Raw genomic sequence first — 18,430 nt, forward strand, 5'->3', positions numbered from 1 at the left:
CTTTTTGCTGCACTGCAGCGCGCGGAGGACCCCTTATGGGTCATGACCAAATGAATTCGCCGACGATCCAGCCGGTGGATTCTCGCCCCGTCTGCGAGGCCGGGCCTCCCGCCGCAGCGCCACATGGCCACGCCAAATCCGGCGCCGCCGTGCTCATGCTGGGTGCGCTCGGCGTCGTCTATGGCGATATCGGCACCAGCCCGCTCTACGCGCTGCGCGAGACGATCCTCGCCGCGACCGGTGGGAACCTGGCCGCCGGTGTCCCGCGCGACGTCGTCATCGGCGTCCTCTCACTGATCCTCTGGTCGCTGCTGATCGTGGTGACGCTGAAATATGTCCTGCTGCTGATGCGGGCCGACAATAATGGCGAGGGCGGCATCCTGACGCTGGTGGCGTTGGCCCAGCGCGGCGTCGCCCGTGCGCGCGGCCGCGGCGTCCTGCTGCTCGGCATGGTCGGCGCGGCGCTGTTCTACGGCGATACGGTCATCACGCCGGCGATCTCGGTGCTCTCGGCGATCGAGGGCATCAAGCTGGTGACGCCGGCACTCGACCCCTACGTGCTGCCGATCGCCTCGGCGATCATGATCGCGCTGTTCTTCGTGCAGAGCGGCGGCACCCAGAAGATGGCCAATTTCTTCGGGCCGATGATGCTGATCTGGTTCCTGACTCTGGCCGGGCTCGGAATCCTGCATATCGCCGACGACCTCGGCGTCTTCGCCTCCGTGAACCCCTATTATGCGATGCGCTTCTTCTACGATCACGCCGGGGTCTCGTTGGCCGTGCTCGGCTCGGTGTGCCTCGCCGTCACCGGGGCCGAGGCGCTCTATGCCGATATGGGCCATTTCGGCCGCGGCCCGATCCGCAAGGCCTGGCTCTATCTGGTCTTCCCGGCGCTGTGGCTGAACTATCTCGGCCAGGGCGCGCTGATCCTGTCCGACCCCGCCGCGATCGACAATCCGTTCTACCGGCTCGCACCGCAGGGCCTGCTCCTGCCCTTCGTCATCATGGCGACGATGGCCACGATCATCGCCAGCCAGGCCGTCATCACGGGCGCCTTCTCGCTGACCCGGCAGGCGATCCAGCTCGGCCTCCTGCCGCGCATGGAGATCCGCCACACCTCCGAGCAGACCTCCGGGCAGATCTACATCCCACGCCTGAACTGGCTGCTGCTGATCATCGTCCTGATCCTGGTCTGGAGCTTCAAGACCTCGTCCAACCTGTCGCACGCCTATGGCATCTCGGTGTTCGGGACGATGGTCGTGAGCTCGCTGCTCGCCTATGTCGTGATCCGGCGCCACTGGCGGTGGAACCTGCTCGCCGCCGCCTCGATCATCCTGCCCTTCCTGGTGGTCGACCTCGCCTTCTTCTCGGCCAACATGCTGAAGCTGCTGCATGGCGGCTACGTCCCGGTCCTGCTCGCCATCGCGCTCGTCGTGCTGATGTGGACCTGGATCAGGGGCAGCAAGATCCTGTTCGACAAGACCCGCAAGACCGACGTGCCGCTGATCGAGCTTGTCGGCATGCTCTCCAAAAGCCCGCCGGTGCGGGTCAAGGGCATGGCGGTCTTCCTGACCAGCGATCCGGAGACCGCGCCGGCATCGCTGCTGCACAACCTCAAGCACAACAAGGTGCTGCATGAGCGCAATGTCATCCTGACCGTGCGCTCGGCAGATACGCCGCGCGTCCCCGATGAGGAACGCGTTCGCCTCGCGCGCATCACAGAGGACTTCTGGCGCGTCGACATGGTCTATGGCTACATGGAGAGCCCGAACGTCCCCAAGGGTCTGGCCGCGCTGCGCAAGCAGGGTTTCAAGTTCGACATCATGTCGACCTCGTTCTTCCTGTCGCGCCGCTCGATCAAGGCGTCGCCGCAATCGGGCATGCCGATGTGGCAGGACAATTTCTTCATCGGCCTGAGCAAGAGCGCGACCGACGCCACGAGCTTCTTCCAGATCCCGACCGGTCGCGTCGTCGAGGTCGGCACGCAGGTCACCGTCTGACGGCCCTCACCGGGCCGTCATCGCAAGCGAAACCGCGTCAATCCAGCCGGGCGGACGCGGCCTCGTCGGGCACATGCCGGACGCGCTCGCGGTAGAGCAGGTACAGCCCCGAGGCGACGACGATGGAGCCGCCGATAAAGGTCCAGCGGTCGGGCAATTGTCCGAAGACGAGCCAGCCGAGCGCGACCATCCAGACCAGCTGCGAGTAGATGAATGGCGCCAGCACCGTCGCGGGCGCCAGCCGATGCGCCATTATCAGCAGCCCGTGGCCGAGGCCGCCCATCAGCCCCATCAGGGCCATGATCAGCCAGGACAGCGGCGTCTGCGGCGTCGTCCAGAACCAGGGCAGCAGCGGCAGGACGGCGAGCGTGCCCGCAGCACCGGAATAGATCAGCGTCGTCTCCGATGAATCGTAAGCCGAGAGCACGCGCGTCGACAGCGAGTAGAACGTGTAGCAGGCACAGGCCAGCACCACGAGAAGCGCCGCCGGGTGCGTGCCGCCAAAGCCCGGCCGCGTCACCACCAGCACACCCAGGAAGCCGACGCCGATCGCGGCCAGGCGGCGCGGCCCCGGCCATTCGCCCAGCAGCGGCCCCGACACCAGCGCCACCAGCAGGGGCGTCGCGAACATGATCGAGATGGTCTCGGCAAGCTGGAGATATCGCAGCGCCACGAAGTTCAGCGCCGTCGAGCCCAGCAGGAGCAGCGAGCGGCCCCATTGCAGTGCCGGGCGCTTCGAGCGCAGCACGCCGGGCCGGCTCCACGGGTTGAACACCAGCAGCACCAGGATCATGCTGCCGGCATAACGCGCGAACACGACCTGCAGCGTGTGCATCTCGGAGCCTAGCCATTTCGCGCTGCTGTCGAGCACGGAGAAGCAGAGCACGGCGGCGCACATCAGCCCGATCGCGAGCAGCCGGGTCCGGCCGTTATCTTCGGGAACGTCGGGAGATGAGGCGGGCAACGAGAGGTCCCGTCATGCGTAAGGAGAATGACAGGCTGAGATTTAACCGATTTATGCCCCTTGGCCAGAGGCTGGACGCATGCATTCCATGCGCAAATCAGGCGTCGCTATCGGCTTCGTCGCCATCGAGCTCGATGTCCTCGACCTCGGCGCCCGCCTTGGAGAGGCCCTTGGCAGCTTTGCGCAGCAGCTTGCGCAATTGCCGCCGCTCCTTCGAATCCAGCCGCTCCAGCAATTCGTCCTCGACCTGGGTCCAGACGGCGTCGAGCGCCAGCGCCGTCTTCTGCCCGGCCTCGGTCAGGGCGACCTGGACCAGCCGGCCATCGCGGCTGCCGCCCTCGCGCGTCACCAGCCCCTGGAGCGACAGGCGCCCGATCGTCTTGGACACGGTCGGCGGCTTGACCCGCAGCAGCGCGGCGAGCTCGCCCATCGTCATCGGCGCCGGCTGCAACGCCTTGAGCGCCTGCTCCTGCCCGGGAAACAGTCCCAGCGCATTCAGCCGCTCGCCCATCCGTGCGCGATGCAGGCGCGCAGTGACGAGCAGGGCTCGGCCGACGCTCTTTTCCAGCGACTTGGTCATAAGCCAGTCCTTGCTAACAATGGGGCAGATCGTTCGCCGGCTGTCAGATCACCTGCCGCCATGACATCCTGATGACATCGCGGTCGCCAACAGTATTACAGCGCGGCCATGCGTTCGCCTACCGCGCGCAGGAACGCCGCCCGGCTGTCGGGCGTGGCTCGGTTCATGTCGTAATGGGCGAGATAGCGTGGCCGTGCGGTCGGGTGGCAGACGGCACGCAGGGCGCGGCATACGGCCTTGCGCGGCGGGTCTCCCATCAGCCAGGCGCGCCAGCGCGTGCCGCCATAGGTGGTCACGGCCGCGAGCCGGCGGATGTTCCAGAGGTTGGGTGTGACTTTGCCGTCCATGAGCTTGAACGAGACGCCGGGCAGGAAGACCCGGTCGAAAAAGCCCTTGAGGATCGCGGGATAGCCGAAATTCCAGACAGGAAAGCACAACACGAGCGCTTCAGCCGCCTGGACGCGCGCGACATAGCCGGCAACAGGCTGCGTATTGCTGGCGGTGTCGTGGTAGCCGACGCGCTCGGTGCGGCTGAGCACGGCGTCGAACCCCTCCGCATAGAGGTCGCAGTCATCGACCTCATGGCCCGCTTGCCGCAGGCGGGCGACCACCGTCTCGTGCAGGGCCGCGCCGAAACTGGCGGGATCGGGATGGGCGTAGAGGACGAGGACGCGCATGCAGCTAAGCCTTCACATCGGGATCGAGCGCGACAGGCCCGCCGCCCTGTCGCCATTGCGGGCGCCGCCAAGCAATCGGGAGGCCATCCGACCGCCCCCGCGCCAGGAGACGCGCGGCCCTCACGCCACCCCGGCGTCGGAGAGGCTGCGGAACAGGAACGTCTTGCCGGAGGTGTAATCGTAGGCCGGGTCCTCCCATGCGATCATTTTGCCGGGATTGAGAAGCCCTTGCGGATCGGCCTCGCGCTTGAAGGCCAGTTGCGCCTCGTCGGTCTGCTTCATGCCGCCCTCCTCCAGCGTGTAGCGATGCGGGTTGAAGATCGGCGCGCCCATCTCCTCATGGATCGCGATGATCTCCTCGAGACGTTCCTGCGTAGTGAAGCGCAGCAGCGGCAGGCCGAAGCAGGTGATTTTTCCGTCGAAGCGCACGAATTCGAGGTGGCAAAGCAATTCGTCGCCGAAGCGAGCATGGATCGCCTCGACCAGCTCGACCTGGTTCGGGAAGGGGTAGAGCACCTGCAGATAGGTGATAGCGGGGTCGACGCGCAGCGCCCGCAGCGTGGTGTGGTTCCAGCCGAGTTCGTAAGCCGGCGGCAGGCCCCTGGCCTCCTCGGGCGCGAGCCGGTCGGACCGCATCAAGAGTTCGCCGCCCCGGAAGCGGCAGGCATAGGCCAGCAGCGCATCCACCGCGAAATCCGCCGCCATGACGATGACGAGGTGGCTGTCGCGCGGCAGGAATTTCCGGTGCCGCAGGAAGTAGTCGTGACCTGCCGGCGCGGCGACCACCGAGAGGTTCTTCAGCGCCAGCCCGTCCTGCTCGCCGAGCGCGTTGGCGAATTCGGTGGCTCCGCGCAGGCTGTCGAAGCCGAGGATGAGATCGACCCAGTCATAGGCCGGCGCCAGCGGCATCTCGACCTCGGTGATGATGCCGTTGGTGCCATAGGCATGGGCGACCTTGTGCAGGTCCTCGCCGGTGAGCTCCAGGATGCGCGGGCTGGCCTCCATTGTCGCGATCTTCAGGCGGATGATGTTGCCCCAGTCGCGCAAGCCCCCCCATTTGATCGAGCCGACGCCGCCCGAGCCGCCGGCGATGAAGCCACCGATGGAAGCGGTCTGGTAGGTCGAGGGATGCAGCCGCAATTCCTGCCGCGAATGGGCGCGGGTCTGCTCGTCGATCTTGGCCATGATCGCACCGGGCTGGGCGACATAGCGGCCGGGCGCGATGTCGAGCACCTTGTCGAAGCCCGAGAGGTCGAGCAGCACACCGCCCGACAGCGGCATGGCCTGGCCGTAATTGCCGGTCCCGGTGCCGCGCGGCGTCACGGGGATGCCGAGCGCATGCGCCGCAGCCAGGACCTGAAGCACCTGCGTCTCGCTGGTCGGCCAGACCACGATGTCGGCAGTGACGTTGTCGAGCTGCTGCTTCAGCACCGGCGAGTACCAGAAGAAGTCGCGGCTCTTCTGCTTGACCAGCGCCGGGTTGTCCTCCGTCCGGATCCCGTCCAGCCGGGCCTTCAGCGCGGCGATGTCGTAGCGGCTGCTCATACGGCTTTGCCCATCAGGTGATCGAGTTCGCGATGGTCCGGCAGGGTGGTGTCGATGGCCTTGCCGTCGACGAGCACGGTCCGGTCCGACTGCGGACGGGCGAAGAACTCGGTCCAGTCGCGGGCCCGGGTCAGGATGAGATCGGCCGGCCCGCCGGCAGCTAGTACGCCGTTGGGCGCACCCATCGCCTGAGCCGGCGTCCGGGCGATCGCATTCGCCCAGTCCGCTCCGGTATGGTCGAGCTGGAGGATGCGCGTGCCCTCGCGGAAAACCTCGATCAGGTCGAGATCGCCATAGGCGTAGAACGGGTCGCGGGTGTTGTCGGATGCGATCATCACCGGCACGCCGGCCGCCTTCAGCTCGTGCAGCGCCGTGACCCCGCGCCAGCGCGGCGTACGACCGGGCGCGCGGTCCTGCAGATACATGTTGCACATCGGCAGCGAGACCACGGCGATCCCCGCCTCCCTGACCTTGGCGACGATCCGGGCCTCGTCGTCGGGCGCCTGCACCGCCAGCGAGCAGCAATGCCCGCACAGGATCTTGCCGCTGAAGCGATGGCGTAGCGCAGCCTCCGCGATGTGCCCGAGCGAGCGCGCCTGCGGATCGCTGGTCTCGTCGACATGGAAGTCGAGATCGAAGCCGTTCTCGATCGCGATGCGGAAGACGATGTCGAGCGCAGCGTCGAGATCGGGGATCATGTAGGTGACGCAGCCGAAGATGGCGTCGCCATGCGTCTTCACCGCATCCGTCACAGCGCGCATATGCGCGGCATCGAGCGCGAACTGGATGCCGAAGAGCGGCGAGGCCTGAAGGGCGATGCGCCCGGACCATTCCGCCCGCAGCTCCGCCAGCACCGGCCAGGTGATGCCGATCTGCTTGCCGAGCGAGTCGATATGGGTGCGCATTGCCGCGGTGCCATGGGCCAGCCCGCAGCGCAGCCCGAAGTCCATCCGGCCGCGCACATCTGCCGCCGACCAGTTTGCTTCGCGATCGGCGAGGACATTTTCGAGCGCGCCCATGAAGGTGCCGTCCGGATTGCGCCGCCGCGGCCAGATATGGCCCTTGTCGAGATGCACATGGCAGTCGACGAGACGCGGCAGCACGATGCCGCCATCGAGATCGAGCGCCGGGGTGGCGTCGAGCACAGGCGTCCCCACCGGCAGGATCGATGCGATGCGGCCCTGTTCGACCGCTATGTCGATCCGCGCCAACCCGTCACGGTCTCCGGCAAGGCCGCCGCCATCGATCAGGCACAAGGGCGCTCGCGCATTGGTCAGGCGATATGAGCTGGCATCGGGTAAGGAGGCAAAACCGCTGGTCACGTCGACGTCTCTCCCGCCCGCATCGTCCATTCAGGCTACGATGGTTACCGGCCCGACCTGGCTCCGGCAAGGCACGCGACGTCTACCGGACGTCCAAAGATGACGCTGGCTGCAAGCTTTGCGTCGCATCCGGGCTTGTCGCCGGGGGCTGGATCGCGCAAGACGGCGGCTCGCGCACAGCACAGGGATTTTTGACATGGCGGAGCAGGCACGCATCATCGACGGCAAGGCCGCGGCCGCTGCGCTGAGGGCCGAGATCGCCCGCGAGGTCGCGCAGATCAAGACGAGCACCGGCCTTGTGCCCGGCCTCCATGTCGTCCTCGTCGGCAACGATCCGGCCAGCCGCGTCTATGTCGCCTCGAAGGAGAAGCTCGCAGCCGAGATCGGCATGAACTCGGTCGCGCACCGGCTGCCGGTGGAGACGACCGAGGCCGCGCTGCTGGCCAAGCTTGCCGAACTCAACGCCGATGACGCCGTCGACGGGATCCTGGTACAACTTCCCTTGCCCAAGCACATCGACACCGGTGCGATCATCGACGCGATCGACCCCTCCAAGGATGTCGATGGGCTGCACCCGATCAATGCAGGGCTGCTCGCGGGCGGCAAGAACGGCCTCGTGCCCTGCACCCCGCTGGGCTGCATGCTGCTGCTGCGCCAGGTTCTGCCCTCGCTCTCAGGGCTGGACGCGGTCGTGATCGGCCGCTCGGAGCTTGTCGGCCGCCCGGTCGCGCAGTTGCTGCTGCAGGCGGACTGCACCGTCACGATCGCGCATTCGCGTACGCGCGACCTCGCTTCCGTCGTGAAGCGCGCAGACATCGTGGTGGCAGCCGTCGGCCGTCCGGGCTTCGTCAAGGCCGACTGGCTGAAGGCAGGCGCGACCGTGATCGATGTCGGCATCAACCGCTTGCCCGACGGCAAGCTGACCGGCGATGTCGACTATGCCGGCGCCCTGAACGTCGCGGGCGCGATCACCCCGGTTCCCGGCGGCGTCGGCCCGATGACGATCGCCTGCCTGCTGCGCAACACGCTGACAGCCTTCCGGGCCCACCGCGGCTGATCAGCCGCGCTACCGCGTCATTGCGAGGCGCGAAAGCGACGAAGCAATCCAGGGGGCCGTCGTGCTCCACGGCTCTGGATTGCTTCGCTAGGCTCGCAATGACGATCAGGGCTCGCTGAGCCCCGCCCCTCACATATGGATCGGGCGCTTGTCGACGGCGAGTGCCGCTTCCTTGACCGCCTCGGCCAGCGTCGGATGCGCATGGCAGGTGCGCGCGAGGTCTTCCGCCGAGCCGCCGAACTCCATCAGCACGGTCACTTCCGCGATCAGGTCGCCGGCATGGGGGCCGATGATGTGGCAGCCGAGCACGCGGTCGGTTGCGGCATCCGCGAGGAACTTCACGAAGCCGTCGGTATGGCGCATGGCGCGGGCGCGGCCGTTGGCGGTGAAGGGGAACTTGCCGATCTTGTAGTCGACACCGGCCGCCTTCAGCTCTTCCTCGGTCTTGCCGATCGCTGCGACTTCCGGCGAGGTGTAGATGATGCCGGGGATCGCGTCGTAGTTCACATGGCCCGCCTTGCCGGCGATGATCTCGGCCACCGCCATGCCCTCGTCCTCGGCCTTGTGGGCCAGCATCGGGCCGCGCACGACGTCGCCGATCGCGTAGATCCCGGCGACATTGGTCTTGAAGTGGTCGTCGATCACGACGCGGCCGCGCTCGGTGGCGACGCCGGCGGCCTCGAGACCGAGCCCGTCGGTGTTGGGACGGCGGCCGATCGCGACCAGCACAACATCCGCCGAGAGCGTCTTGGCCTCGCCGCCGGCGGCGGGCTCGACCGTGATGGTGGCGCCGGCCTTGGAGGTCTCGACCTTGGTGACCTTCGATCCCAGCATGAACTCGAAGCCCTGCTTGGCGAGGATGCGCTGGAACTGCTTGGCGACCTCGTTGTCCATGCCGGGCAGGATGCGGTCGAGATACTCCACGACCGTGACCTTGGCGCCGAGACGGCTCCAGACCGAGCCGATCTCGAGCCCAATGACGCCGGCGCCGACCACAACGAGCTGCTTCGGGACGTCCGTGAGTTCGAGCGCGCCCGTCGAGGTGACCACCGACTTCTCATCGATCTCGACGCCAGGCAGGCCCATGGCCTCAGACCCGGTTGCGATCACGATCGCCTTGGTCTCGAGTTCCTGCGTCTTGCCGTCATCCGACGTCACCACGATCTTGCCGGCGGCCGGGATGCTCGCTGTGCCGTGGAAGGGATCGATCTTGTTCTTTTTCAGCAGGAAGGCGACGCCGTTGACGTTGGCGTCGATGGTCTCCTGCTTGTGGTTCATCAGCGCCTTGAAATCGAGCGTCGGCTTGCCGACGACAATGCCCAGGGCGGGGAAGGTGTGGGTGGCCTCCTCGAACATCTCGGAGGCATGAAGCAGCGCCTTGGAGGGAATGCAGCCGACGTTCAGGCAGGTGCCGCCATGGGTCTTGCGCTTCTCGACGACCGCGACCTTCAAGCCGAGCTGGGCAGCGCGGATGGCGCAGACATAGCCGCCGGGGCCAGTGCCGATGACGACGAGATCGTAGGACATGATGGTTCTCTCTCAATAAGGATCAGACAATGAGGATCAGGCTTGTGCCAGCGGCGCATTGAAGGCCCAGACATGGCCGAATGGATCGCGGATGCGCCCATAGCGAGCGCCCCAGAAGACGTCGCTCGCCGGCATGATCACCTCGGCACCGGCGGTCTCCGCGTTTGCCAGCGCAACGTCGACATCGGCGGGCGATGGCAGGTTGATGCTGAGGGTAATGCTCGCTGCACCGTGACCGGCCGGCGCCATGACATGCCCGCCGAATTCGGGAAACGCGTCATGCAGCATGATCTCGCCGCCGAACAGCGCGAGATTGGCGTGCATCACGCGCTCACCATCTTCGGCCATCGCCTTGAAGGTGCATTGCGCCGAGAACGCCTTCTCGTAGAAAGCGATCGCCGCATTGCCGCCGGCGACGCAAAGATGCGGTTGAATCGGCGGAGGATTGGGCCCGAAAGCCATGGTGTGGCCCCTCATGGTTCAGAAGACCGCGCGAACACCCATCAAGATCAGTCCGACCAGCGCCGCAATCCAGACCACGGTGCGCAGATAGGGCACGCCGGCCAGATAGAGCGGCAGGTAGATCACGCGCGCGACCAGCCAGAGTATCGCGCCGGCGAGGCCGATGCCGTCGGCACGCTGGAGGACGATCAGCAGTAGCGCCAGCACGCCGAAGGCGGGGAAGGTCTCCAGATAGTTGCGGAACGCACGATCAGCGCGCCCCGCAAAGACACCCTTGGTTTCGCTGCCCTCGTCACGCGCGCCGGCATTCCAGGCGGAGCCGCGTTCGCGGGTGACGGACCTGACCTGAACGGCCAGATAGAGCAGCAGCAGGGCGACGCTCGCGACGACCAGGGCCACCATCGATGCGTCGCCGCGCATGGCGATGCCGAGACCGCTCAGAGGTCCAGCACGAGGCGCGCGGGATCTTCCAGCGCTTCCTTGATGCGAACGAGGAAGGTCACAGCCTCCTTGCCGTCGATGATGCGGTGGTCATAGGAGACCGCCAGATACATCATCGGCCGCGCCACGATCTGGCCGCCCACGACCATCGGGCGCTCCTGGATCTTGTGCATGCCCAGGATCGCCGATTGCGGCGCGTTCAGGATCGGCGTCGACATCAGCGAGCCATAGACGCCACCATTCGAGATTGTGAAGGTACCGCCCTGCATGTCCTCGATCTTGAGGGCACCGTCGCGGGCCTTCTTGCCGAGCGCGCCGATCGCCTTCTCGACGCCTGCGATCGACAGCGCATCGGCATCGCGCACGACGGGCACGACAAGGCCCTTGTCGGTGCCGACCGCGACCGCGATGTGGTAGTAGTTCTTGTAGACGATGTCGGTGCCGTCGATCTCGGCGTTGACCGAGGGCACGTCCTTCAGCGCCTGCACGCAGGCCTTCACGAAGAAGCCCATGAAGCCGAGCTTCACGCCGTGCTTCTTCTCGAAGACGTCCTTGTACTGGTTGCGCAGGCTCATCACCGCCGACATGTCCACCTCGTTGAAGGTGGTCAGCATCGCGGCGGTCGACTGGGCTTCCTTGAGGCGGCGGGCGATGGTCTGGCGCAGCTTGGTCATCCGCACGCGCTCTTCACGCGAGGCATCGTCGGGCGCCGAGGGAGCGCGGACCTGGACCGGCGCGGCAGGGGCCGCAGCCGCCACGACGGCCGGGCCGGTCGCGATCGCCGCCAGCATGTCGCCCTTGGTGACGCGGCCATCCTTGCCCGACGCGTTGACGCTCGACGGATCGACGCCGCTCTCGGCTGCGAGGCGCGACACGGCCGGGCCGGAATCGCCGGCCTTGGTGGCGGGCTTGATCTGGGTGTCGCCGGCAACCTCGCCGGTCTTCTTCTCGGCGGCGGCCGAGGTCGTCTCTCCGGCCTTGCCGGCGGCCTGCGCCACGGCGGCATCGGACTTCGGTGCCGCAGCCTTGCCATCGCCGGCCGAGATCATGCCGAGCAGGGCGCTGACGCCGACGGTATCGCCTTCCTTGGCGACGATTTCGCCGAGCACGCCGGCAGCCGGCGCGTTGACTTCGAGCGTCACCTTGTCGGTCTCGAGCTCGACCAGGGGCTCGTCGGCCTTAACCGCATCCCCAGGCTTCTTGAACCACTTGCCGATCGTGGCCTCGGAGACGGATTCGCCGAGGGTGGGTACGCGGATTTCGGTCGCCATGTCAGGCCTCTTTTTTCTTCAAATCTCGTGAGCGTCATCCCGGCCGGAGCGAAGCGGAGAGCCGGGATCCAGTCCGGACCAGGTCAGGAAGGGATCCCGGTTCGATCTGCGATCGCCCGGGATGACAGCGGCATCAAGCGGCAAAAGCCTCGTCGAGGAACGCGTTGAGCTGGGCGAGATGCTTCGACATCAGGCCCGTCGCGGTCGCCGCCGACGCCGGGCGGCCGACATAGCGCGGCCGCTTCGACTTCGATCCGGCATGGCCGAGCACCCATTCGAGATAGGGCTCGACGAAGGTCCAGGAGCCCATGTTCTTGGGCTCTTCCTGGCACCAGACCACATCCGCGCCCTTGAAGCGGGCCAGCTCATGCGCCAGCGACTTCAGCGGGAACGGATAGAGCTGCTCGACGCGCATCAGGTAGACGTCGTCCACCCCGCGCTTCTCGCGCTCCTCCAGCAGGTCGAAATAGACCTTGCCGGTGCACAGCACGACGCGGCGGATCTTGGAGTCTTTGACCAGCTTGGTCGTCGACTTGCCGCGCTCGGCGTCGTCATGCAGCACGCGGTGGAAGGTCGAGCCCTCTGCGAGTTCGCTGAGGTCGGAGACGCAGCGCTTGTGGCGCAGCAGCGACTTCGGCGTCATCAGGATCAGCGGCTTGCGGAAGTCACGCTTCAGCTGGCGGCGCAGGATGTGGAAGTAGCTCGCAGGCGTAGAGCAGTTGGCGACCTGCATGTTGTCTTCCGCGCACATTTGCAGGAAGCGCTCGAGGCGGGCCGAGGAGTGCTCGGGACCCTGGCCCTCATAGCCATGCGGCAGCAGGCAAACGAGGCCCGACATGCGCAGCCATTTGCGCTCGCCCGACGAGATGAACTGGTCGAACACCACCTGCGCGCCATTGGCGAAGTCGCCGAACTGCGCTTCCCACATCGTCAGCGCGTTGGGCTCCGACAGGGTGTAGCCGTATTCGAAGCCGAGTACGGCCTCTTCCGAGAGCATCGAGTTGATGACCTCGTAGCGCGACTGGCCCTCGCGGATATGGTTCAGCGAGGTGTGGCGGGCCTCGGTCTCCTGGTCGATCAGCACCGAGTGGCGCTGCGAGAAGGTGCCGCGCTCGCAATCCTGGCCCGACAGGCGCACCGGGTTGCCGTCGACGAGCAGCGAGCCGAAAGCCAGTGACTCGGCGGTCGCCCAATCGATGCCGCTGCCGGCCTCGACCGCCTTCTTGCGGTTGTCGAGGAAGCGCTGGATCGTGCGGTGGACGTTGAAGCCCTGTGGCACGGAGGTGATCTTGTCGGTGATTTTCTTGAGCACCGCCTCGGGCACGCCGGTCGCGCCGCGACGCGGATCCTCGTCATCCGAGCGGATCGCCTTCATGCCGGCCCAGCGGCCATCGAGCCAGTCGGCCTTGTTGGGCTTGAACGACTGTCCGGCCTCGAACTCGATCTCGAGCTTGGCCTTCCAGGCGGCGCGCGCCTCGTCGAGTTCGCCGGGTTGAATCACGCCCTCGGCTTCGAGCTTGGCCGAATAGAGTTCCAGCGTCGACTTGTGGGCGCGGATCTTGCGGTACATCAGCGGCTGGGTGAAGCCCGGCTCGTCGCCTTCGTTATGGCCGAAGCGACGATAGCAGAACATGTCGACCACGACCGGCTTGTGAAACTTCTGCCGGAACTCGATGGCGATCTTGGCGGCGAAGACGACCGCTTCGGGATCGTCGCCGTTCACGTGGAAGACCGGAGCCTCGACCATCTTCGCCACGTCGGACGGATAGGGCGAGGAGCGCGAATAGCGCGGATAGGTCGTGAAACCGATCTGGTTGTTGATGATGAAATGGATCGAGCCGCCGGTGCGGTGACCCTTCAGGCCGGAGAGCCCCAGGCATTCTGCAACCACGCCCTGGCCGGCAAAGGCGGCGTCGCCATGCAGCAGCAGCGGCAGCACCTTGGAGCGCTCGACGATGTCGCCGAACTGGTCCTGCTTGGCGCGAACCTTCCCGAGCACGACGGGATCGACGATCTCGAGATGCGACGGGTTGGCGGTCAGCGAGACGTGGACGTTGTTGCCGTCGAACTCGCGATCGCTCGAGGCACCGAGATGGTACTTCACGTCGCCGGAGCCCTCGACGTCGTCGGGCGCGAACGATCCGCCCTTGAACTCGTGGAACAGCGCGCGGTGCGGCTTGCCCAGAACCTGGGTCAGCACGTTGAGGCGGCCGCGATGGGCCATGCCGAAGACGATGTCGCGCACGCCGAGCGCGCCGCCGCGCTTGATGATCTGCTCGAGCGCCGGGATCAGCGACTCGCCGCCATCGAGGCCGAAGCGCTTGGTGCCGGTGTATTTCAGGTCGATGAACTTCTCGAAGCCCTCGGCCTCGACGAGCTTGTTCAGGATCGCCTTCTTGCCCTCGCGGGTAAAGGCGATCTCCTTGTCGGGCCCCTCGATGCGCTCCTGCAGCCAGGCCTTCTGCTCGGGGTCCGAGATGTGCATGAACTCGATGCCGACCGTGCTGCAATAGGTCCGCTGGAGCACGGAAACCATCTCGCGGATGGTGGCGAACTCCATGCCGAGCACGTTGTCGATGAAGATCTTGCGGTCGAGGTCCGCGTCGGTGAAGCCGAAGGCGCCCGGCGACAGCTCGTCGGAATTGTCGACCTGCTCGATGCCCAGCGGGTCGAGCTTGGCGTGGAGATGGCCGCGCATCCGGTAGGCGCGGATCAGCATGATCGCGCGCACGGAATCGCGCGTCGCCTGCTGGACGTCCGCCGCGGAAAGCTCGACGCCCTTGGCCTGCGCCTTGCCCTTCAGCTTGTCGGAGACGACCTTCTCGACCACGGCCCAGTTGCCGTCGAGCGCCGAGACGATGTCGCCGCTGGCGTGGATCGGCCAGTTCGGCTTCTTCCAGGAGGCACCCTTGGCATTCTGGATGATGGCAGCGCCGTCATCCTTCAGCCCGCCGAAGAAACCCTGCCACTGCTCGTCGACCGACTGCGGGTCGGCCTGATAGCGGGCGTAGAGATCCTCGATATAGGCCGCATTGCCGCCATAGAGGAAACCCGTCTGCGCGAGAGCCTCGTTGATGTCCTGGCGAGCCATCGTCTTCCCTGCCTTTTCTCGTTCCGTCATCCCGGTCCGGCAAGCCGGCCACCGGGATCTCTGACCGCGACGCCCCCTCGGCTGTCACGATCGCTGTTCATCGGTTCCGGGGCGGCCGAGCGGCCTGCCCCGGATGGTCCGAATGCTTAGCTCTTCAACACGTCGACCAAGGTCTTTCCAAGGCGCGCCGGCGAGGGCGAGACCCGGATGCCGGCCGCTTCCATGGCCGCGATCTTGTCTTCCGCGCCGCCCTTGCCGCCCGAGATGATCGCGCCGGCATGACCCATGCGGCGGCCGGGAGGCGCCGTGCGGCCCGCGATGAAGCCGACCATCGGCTTCTTGCGGCCACGCTTGGCTTCGTCCTTGATGAACTGGGCCGCATCTTCCTCGGCCGAGCCGCCGATCTCGCCGATCATGACGATCGACTTGGTGTGCTCGTCGGCCAGGAACATCTCGAGCATGTCGATGAACTCGGTGCCCTTGACCGGGTCGCCGCCGATGCCCACCGCCGTGGTCTGGCCCAAGCCCTCGCGGGTGGTCTGGAACACCGCTTCATAGGTCAGCGTGCCCGAGCGCGAGACGATGCCCACCGAACCCGGCTTGAAGATGTTGGCCGGCATGATGCCGATCTTGCTCTCGCCGGCGGTCACGACGCCGGGGCAGTTGGGGCCGATCAGGCGGGTCTTGGAGCCGACCAGCGAGCGCTTGACGCGCACCATGTCGAGCACCGGGATGCCCTCGGTAATGCAGATCACCAGCGGGATCTCGGCGTCGATCGCCTCGCAGATCGCGTCGGCCGCGCCCGGAGGCGGCACATAGACGACCGACGCGGTGGCGCCGGTCTTGGCCTTGGCCTCGTGGACGCTGTCGAAGACGGGCAGGCCGAGATGCAGCGAACCGCCCTTGCCCGGCGAGGTGCCGCCGACCATCTGCGTGCCGTAAGCAATGGCCTGTTCGGAGTGGAAGGTCCCGTTCTTGCCGGTGAAGCCCTGGCAGATGACCTTGGTGTTCTTGTCGATCAGGATGGACATGGTTTCTCCTCAGGCCTTCTTGACCGCAGCCACGATCTTCTGGGCGGCATCGTCGAGATCGTCGGCGGGAATGACGTTCAGGCCGGAGTCGCGGATGATCTGCTTGCCTTCCTCGACATTCGTACCTTCCAGGCGCACCACCAGCGGAACCGTGAGACCGACTGCCTTCACCGCGGCGATGACGCCGCGCGCGATGACGTCGCACTTCATGATGCCGCCGAAGATGTTGACCAGGATGCCCTTCACCTTCGGGTCGGCGGTGATGATCTTGAAGGCAGCGGTGACCTTCTCTTCCGTGGCGCCGCCGCCGACGTCGAGGAAGTTGGCCGGGCTTTCGCCGTAGAGCTGGATGATGTCGAGCGTCGCCATGGCGAGGCCCGCGCCATTGACCATGCAGCCGATCGTGCCGTCGAGCGCGATGTAGGCCAGGTCATACTTGGAGGCCTCGATCTCCTTGTCGTCTTCCTCGGAGGTGTCGCGCAGCGCGACGATCTCGGGGTGACGGTAGAGCGAGTTCGAATCGAACGAGATCTTGGCGTCGAGGCACTTGATCTGGCCCTGCGTCGTCACGATCAGCGGGTTGATCTCGAGCATGTCCATGTCCTTCGACACGAACGCGGTGTAGATCTGGGTCAGCACGGAGCCGGCCTGCTTGGCCAGGTCGCCGGTCAGGCCCAGGATGCGCGCCATGGCGCGGCCGTGATGGGGCATGATGCCGGTGGCGGGATCGACCGAGAAGGTCTCGATCTTCTCGGGCGTGTCATGGGCGACCGCCTCGATGTCCATGCCACCCTCGGTGGAGATCACGAAGGCGACGCGCGAGGTCTCGCGGTCGACCAGCGCCGAGAGGTAGAACTCCTTGGCGATGTCCGAGCCGTCCTCGATGTAGAGGCGGTTGACCTGCTTGCCGGCGTCGCCGGTCTGCGCCGTCACCAGCGTGTTGCCGAGCATTTCCTTGGCGTGGCTCTCGACCTCTTCGATCGACTTGGCGAGCCGGACACCGCCCTTGGCGTCGGGGCCGAGTTCCTTGAACTTGCCCTTGCCGCGGCCACCCGCATGGATCTGGCTCTTCACGACGAAAAGCGGGCCGGGCAGCTTCTTTGCAGCCTCGACAGCCTCAGCGACGGTCAGTGCCGGAAAGCCGGCGGAGACCGGCGCGCCGAACTCCTTGAGAACCGCCTTGCCCTGATATTCGTGGATGTTCATGCGTGATGTCCTGTTGGAAATGCGCGAAAGGCGAGTGGCGAATGGCGGGAACTGCTGCGCGGCCTAGAGCGGCCGCGCGCCATCTCGCCACTCACATTCTGTCACGCCAGTGACGGGTCGACGGTCTTGCAGGCGTCGATCAAGGTTTGCACGGAGGCGACCGACTTCGCCAGCATCTCCTTCTCGGCGCCGTTGAGGCGGATCTTGACGACGCGCTCGACGCCCTTGGCGCCGATCACGACCGGCACGCCCAGGAACATGTCCTTGACGCCGTACTGGCCCTTGAGGGCGGCAGCGGCCGGCAGGACGCGCTTCTGATCCTTGAGATAGCTCTCGGCCATCGCGATCGCGGATGCGGCCGGCGCATAGAAGGCCGAGCCGGTCTTGAGCAGGTTGACGATCTCGCCGCCGCCCTTGCGGGTGCGGTCGACGATGGCGTCGATGCGCTCCTGGGTCGTCCACTTCATCTTGACCAGGTCAGGCAGCGGGATGCCGGCCACGCCGGAGTAGCGCACCAGCGGCACCATGTCGTCGCCATGGCCGCCGAGCACGAAGGCCGAGACGTCCTTGACCGAGACCTTGAACTCGTCGGCGAGGAAGTGGCGGAAGCGGGCGGAATCGAGCACGCCGGCCATGCCGCAGATCATGTTGGGCTTCAGGCCCGAGAACTTCTGCAGGGCCCAGACCATCGCGTCGAGCGGGTTGGTGATGCAGATCACGAAGGCCTTGGGGGCGTACTGCTTGATGCCCTCGCCGACCGACTTCATCACCTTGAGGTTGATGCCGATCAGGTCGTCGCGGCTCATGCCGGGCTTCCGCGGCACGCCGGCGGTGACGATGATGACGTCGGCGCCCTTGATGTCCTCATAGGACTGGGTGCCGGTGTAGGAGGCGTCGAAGCCGTCGACGGGAGCGGACTCGGCGATGTCGAGACCCTTGCCCTGCGGAATGCCCTCGGCGATGTCGAACATCACGACGTCGCCCAGTTCCTTCAAACCGGCGAGATGAGCGAGCGTGCCGCCGATCTGGCCGGCGCCGATGAGGGCGATCTTCTTGCGGGCCATATGTGTCAGTCCTTGTCCTAGCGCTGCGACAGGCCGTCTAAACGGCAAAAACCCCGGCTTCTTTGGCCCAAACCGCCCTTTTGCCGCAACCCCGGAAACGACGGCGGCATTTTGGCGATGCGGCTCGGAAGCATTCGGATAGAGGCAGCGCCGCGCGTGTCATTTCAATGGCTTGCGCGATGGCGGGTAGCC

At 66.2% G+C, this 18,430-nt stretch carries 15 protein-coding genes; 2 read left to right on the plus strand and 13 right to left on the minus strand.

The features are described 5' to 3' along the window. The first annotated feature begins 155 nt into the window (after positions 1-155). Complete coding sequence (locus tag AC1D2L_RS22470; protein ID WP_476848185.1) at positions 156-2,000, plus strand: potassium transporter Kup; 1,845 nt, start codon at positions 156-158, stop codon at positions 1,998-2,000. Between the two features lie 37 nt (positions 2,001-2,037). Here the strand turns inward: AC1D2L_RS22470 and AC1D2L_RS22475 are convergent, their stop codons facing one another. The 5 genes from AC1D2L_RS22475 to AC1D2L_RS22495 form a co-directional block, all read right to left on the minus strand. Next, the gene (locus AC1D2L_RS22475; RefSeq protein WP_476848127.1) at positions 2,038-2,964 is read right to left on the minus strand and encodes a DMT family transporter; all 927 of its coding nucleotides are present in this window, start codon (positions 2,962-2,964) and stop codon (positions 2,038-2,040) included. A 97-nt stretch (positions 2,965-3,061) separates the two neighbouring features. Continuing rightward, positions 3,062-3,544, minus strand: a complete 483-nt coding sequence (locus AC1D2L_RS22480; protein WP_476848128.1) for a MarR family winged helix-turn-helix transcriptional regulator — start codon at positions 3,542-3,544, stop codon at positions 3,062-3,064. 95 nt (positions 3,545-3,639) lie between these two features. Further along, positions 3,640-4,221, minus strand: coding sequence for an NAD(P)H-dependent oxidoreductase (locus AC1D2L_RS22485; RefSeq protein ID WP_476848129.1), 582 nt, complete (start codon positions 4,219-4,221; stop codon positions 3,640-3,642). Between the two features lie 120 nt (positions 4,222-4,341). After that, entirely contained in the window at positions 4,342-5,766 is a 1,425-nt protein-coding gene (locus tag AC1D2L_RS22490; protein ID WP_476848130.1) for an FAD-binding oxidoreductase, read from the minus strand. Next, entirely contained in the window at positions 5,763-7,088 is a 1,326-nt protein-coding gene (locus AC1D2L_RS22495) for a cytosine deaminase (RefSeq protein ID WP_476848131.1), read from the minus strand. The genes AC1D2L_RS22490 and AC1D2L_RS22495 overlap by 4 nt, the downstream gene beginning before the upstream one ends. A gap of 196 nt (positions 7,089-7,284) precedes the next feature. On the opposite strand from AC1D2L_RS22495, the gene folD reads away from it, so the two are divergent. Beyond that, positions 7,285-8,145 (plus strand): bifunctional methylenetetrahydrofolate dehydrogenase/methenyltetrahydrofolate cyclohydrolase FolD, encoded by an 861-nt coding sequence (gene folD, locus AC1D2L_RS22500; RefSeq protein WP_476848132.1) that lies wholly within the window; start codon positions 7,285-7,287, stop codon positions 8,143-8,145. A 129-nt stretch (positions 8,146-8,274) separates the two neighbouring features. Here folD and lpdA read toward each other — a convergent pair whose 3' ends face one another. The 8 genes from lpdA to mdh all read right to left on the minus strand — a co-directional run bounded on the left by lpdA (position 8,275) and on the right by mdh (position 18,238). Further along, positions 8,275-9,672 carry a dihydrolipoyl dehydrogenase gene (gene lpdA, locus AC1D2L_RS22505; RefSeq protein ID WP_476848133.1) on the minus strand — a complete coding sequence of 466 codons (1,398 nt, stop codon included), beginning with the start codon at positions 9,670-9,672 and terminating at the stop codon, positions 8,275-8,277. Between the two features lie 36 nt (positions 9,673-9,708). Then, positions 9,709-10,134: a VOC family protein gene (locus AC1D2L_RS22510; RefSeq protein WP_476848134.1), complete on the minus strand. Its 426-nt coding sequence runs from the start codon at positions 10,132-10,134 to the stop codon at positions 9,709-9,711. Between the two features lie 18 nt (positions 10,135-10,152). After that, entirely contained in the window at positions 10,153-10,554 is a 402-nt protein-coding gene (locus AC1D2L_RS22515; protein WP_476848135.1) for an MAPEG family protein, read from the minus strand. A 17-nt stretch (positions 10,555-10,571) separates the two neighbouring features. Beyond that, the gene (odhB, locus tag AC1D2L_RS22520) at positions 10,572-11,846 is read right to left on the minus strand and encodes a 2-oxoglutarate dehydrogenase complex dihydrolipoyllysine-residue succinyltransferase (RefSeq protein ID WP_476848136.1); all 1,275 of its coding nucleotides are present in this window, start codon (positions 11,844-11,846) and stop codon (positions 10,572-10,574) included. 133 nt (positions 11,847-11,979) lie between these two features. Beyond that, complete coding sequence (locus AC1D2L_RS22525; RefSeq protein ID WP_476848137.1) at positions 11,980-14,937, minus strand: 2-oxoglutarate dehydrogenase E1 component; 2,958 nt, start codon at positions 14,935-14,937, stop codon at positions 11,980-11,982. 146 nt (positions 14,938-15,083) lie between these two features. After that, positions 15,084-15,968, minus strand: a complete 885-nt coding sequence (gene sucD / locus AC1D2L_RS22530; RefSeq protein ID WP_476848138.1) for a succinate--CoA ligase subunit alpha — start codon at positions 15,966-15,968, stop codon at positions 15,084-15,086. Between the two features lie 9 nt (positions 15,969-15,977). Further along, complete coding sequence (gene sucC / locus AC1D2L_RS22535; protein ID WP_476848139.1) at positions 15,978-17,174, minus strand: ADP-forming succinate--CoA ligase subunit beta; 1,197 nt, start codon at positions 17,172-17,174, stop codon at positions 15,978-15,980. A gap of 101 nt (positions 17,175-17,275) precedes the next feature. After that, positions 17,276-18,238 carry a malate dehydrogenase gene (gene mdh, locus AC1D2L_RS22540; RefSeq protein ID WP_476848140.1) on the minus strand — a complete coding sequence of 321 codons (963 nt, stop codon included), beginning with the start codon at positions 18,236-18,238 and terminating at the stop codon, positions 17,276-17,278. Between the last annotated feature and the right edge of the window lie 192 nt (positions 18,239-18,430).

The sequence above is a fragment of the Allobosea sp. P1_B10 genome, from assembly GCF_056406735.1.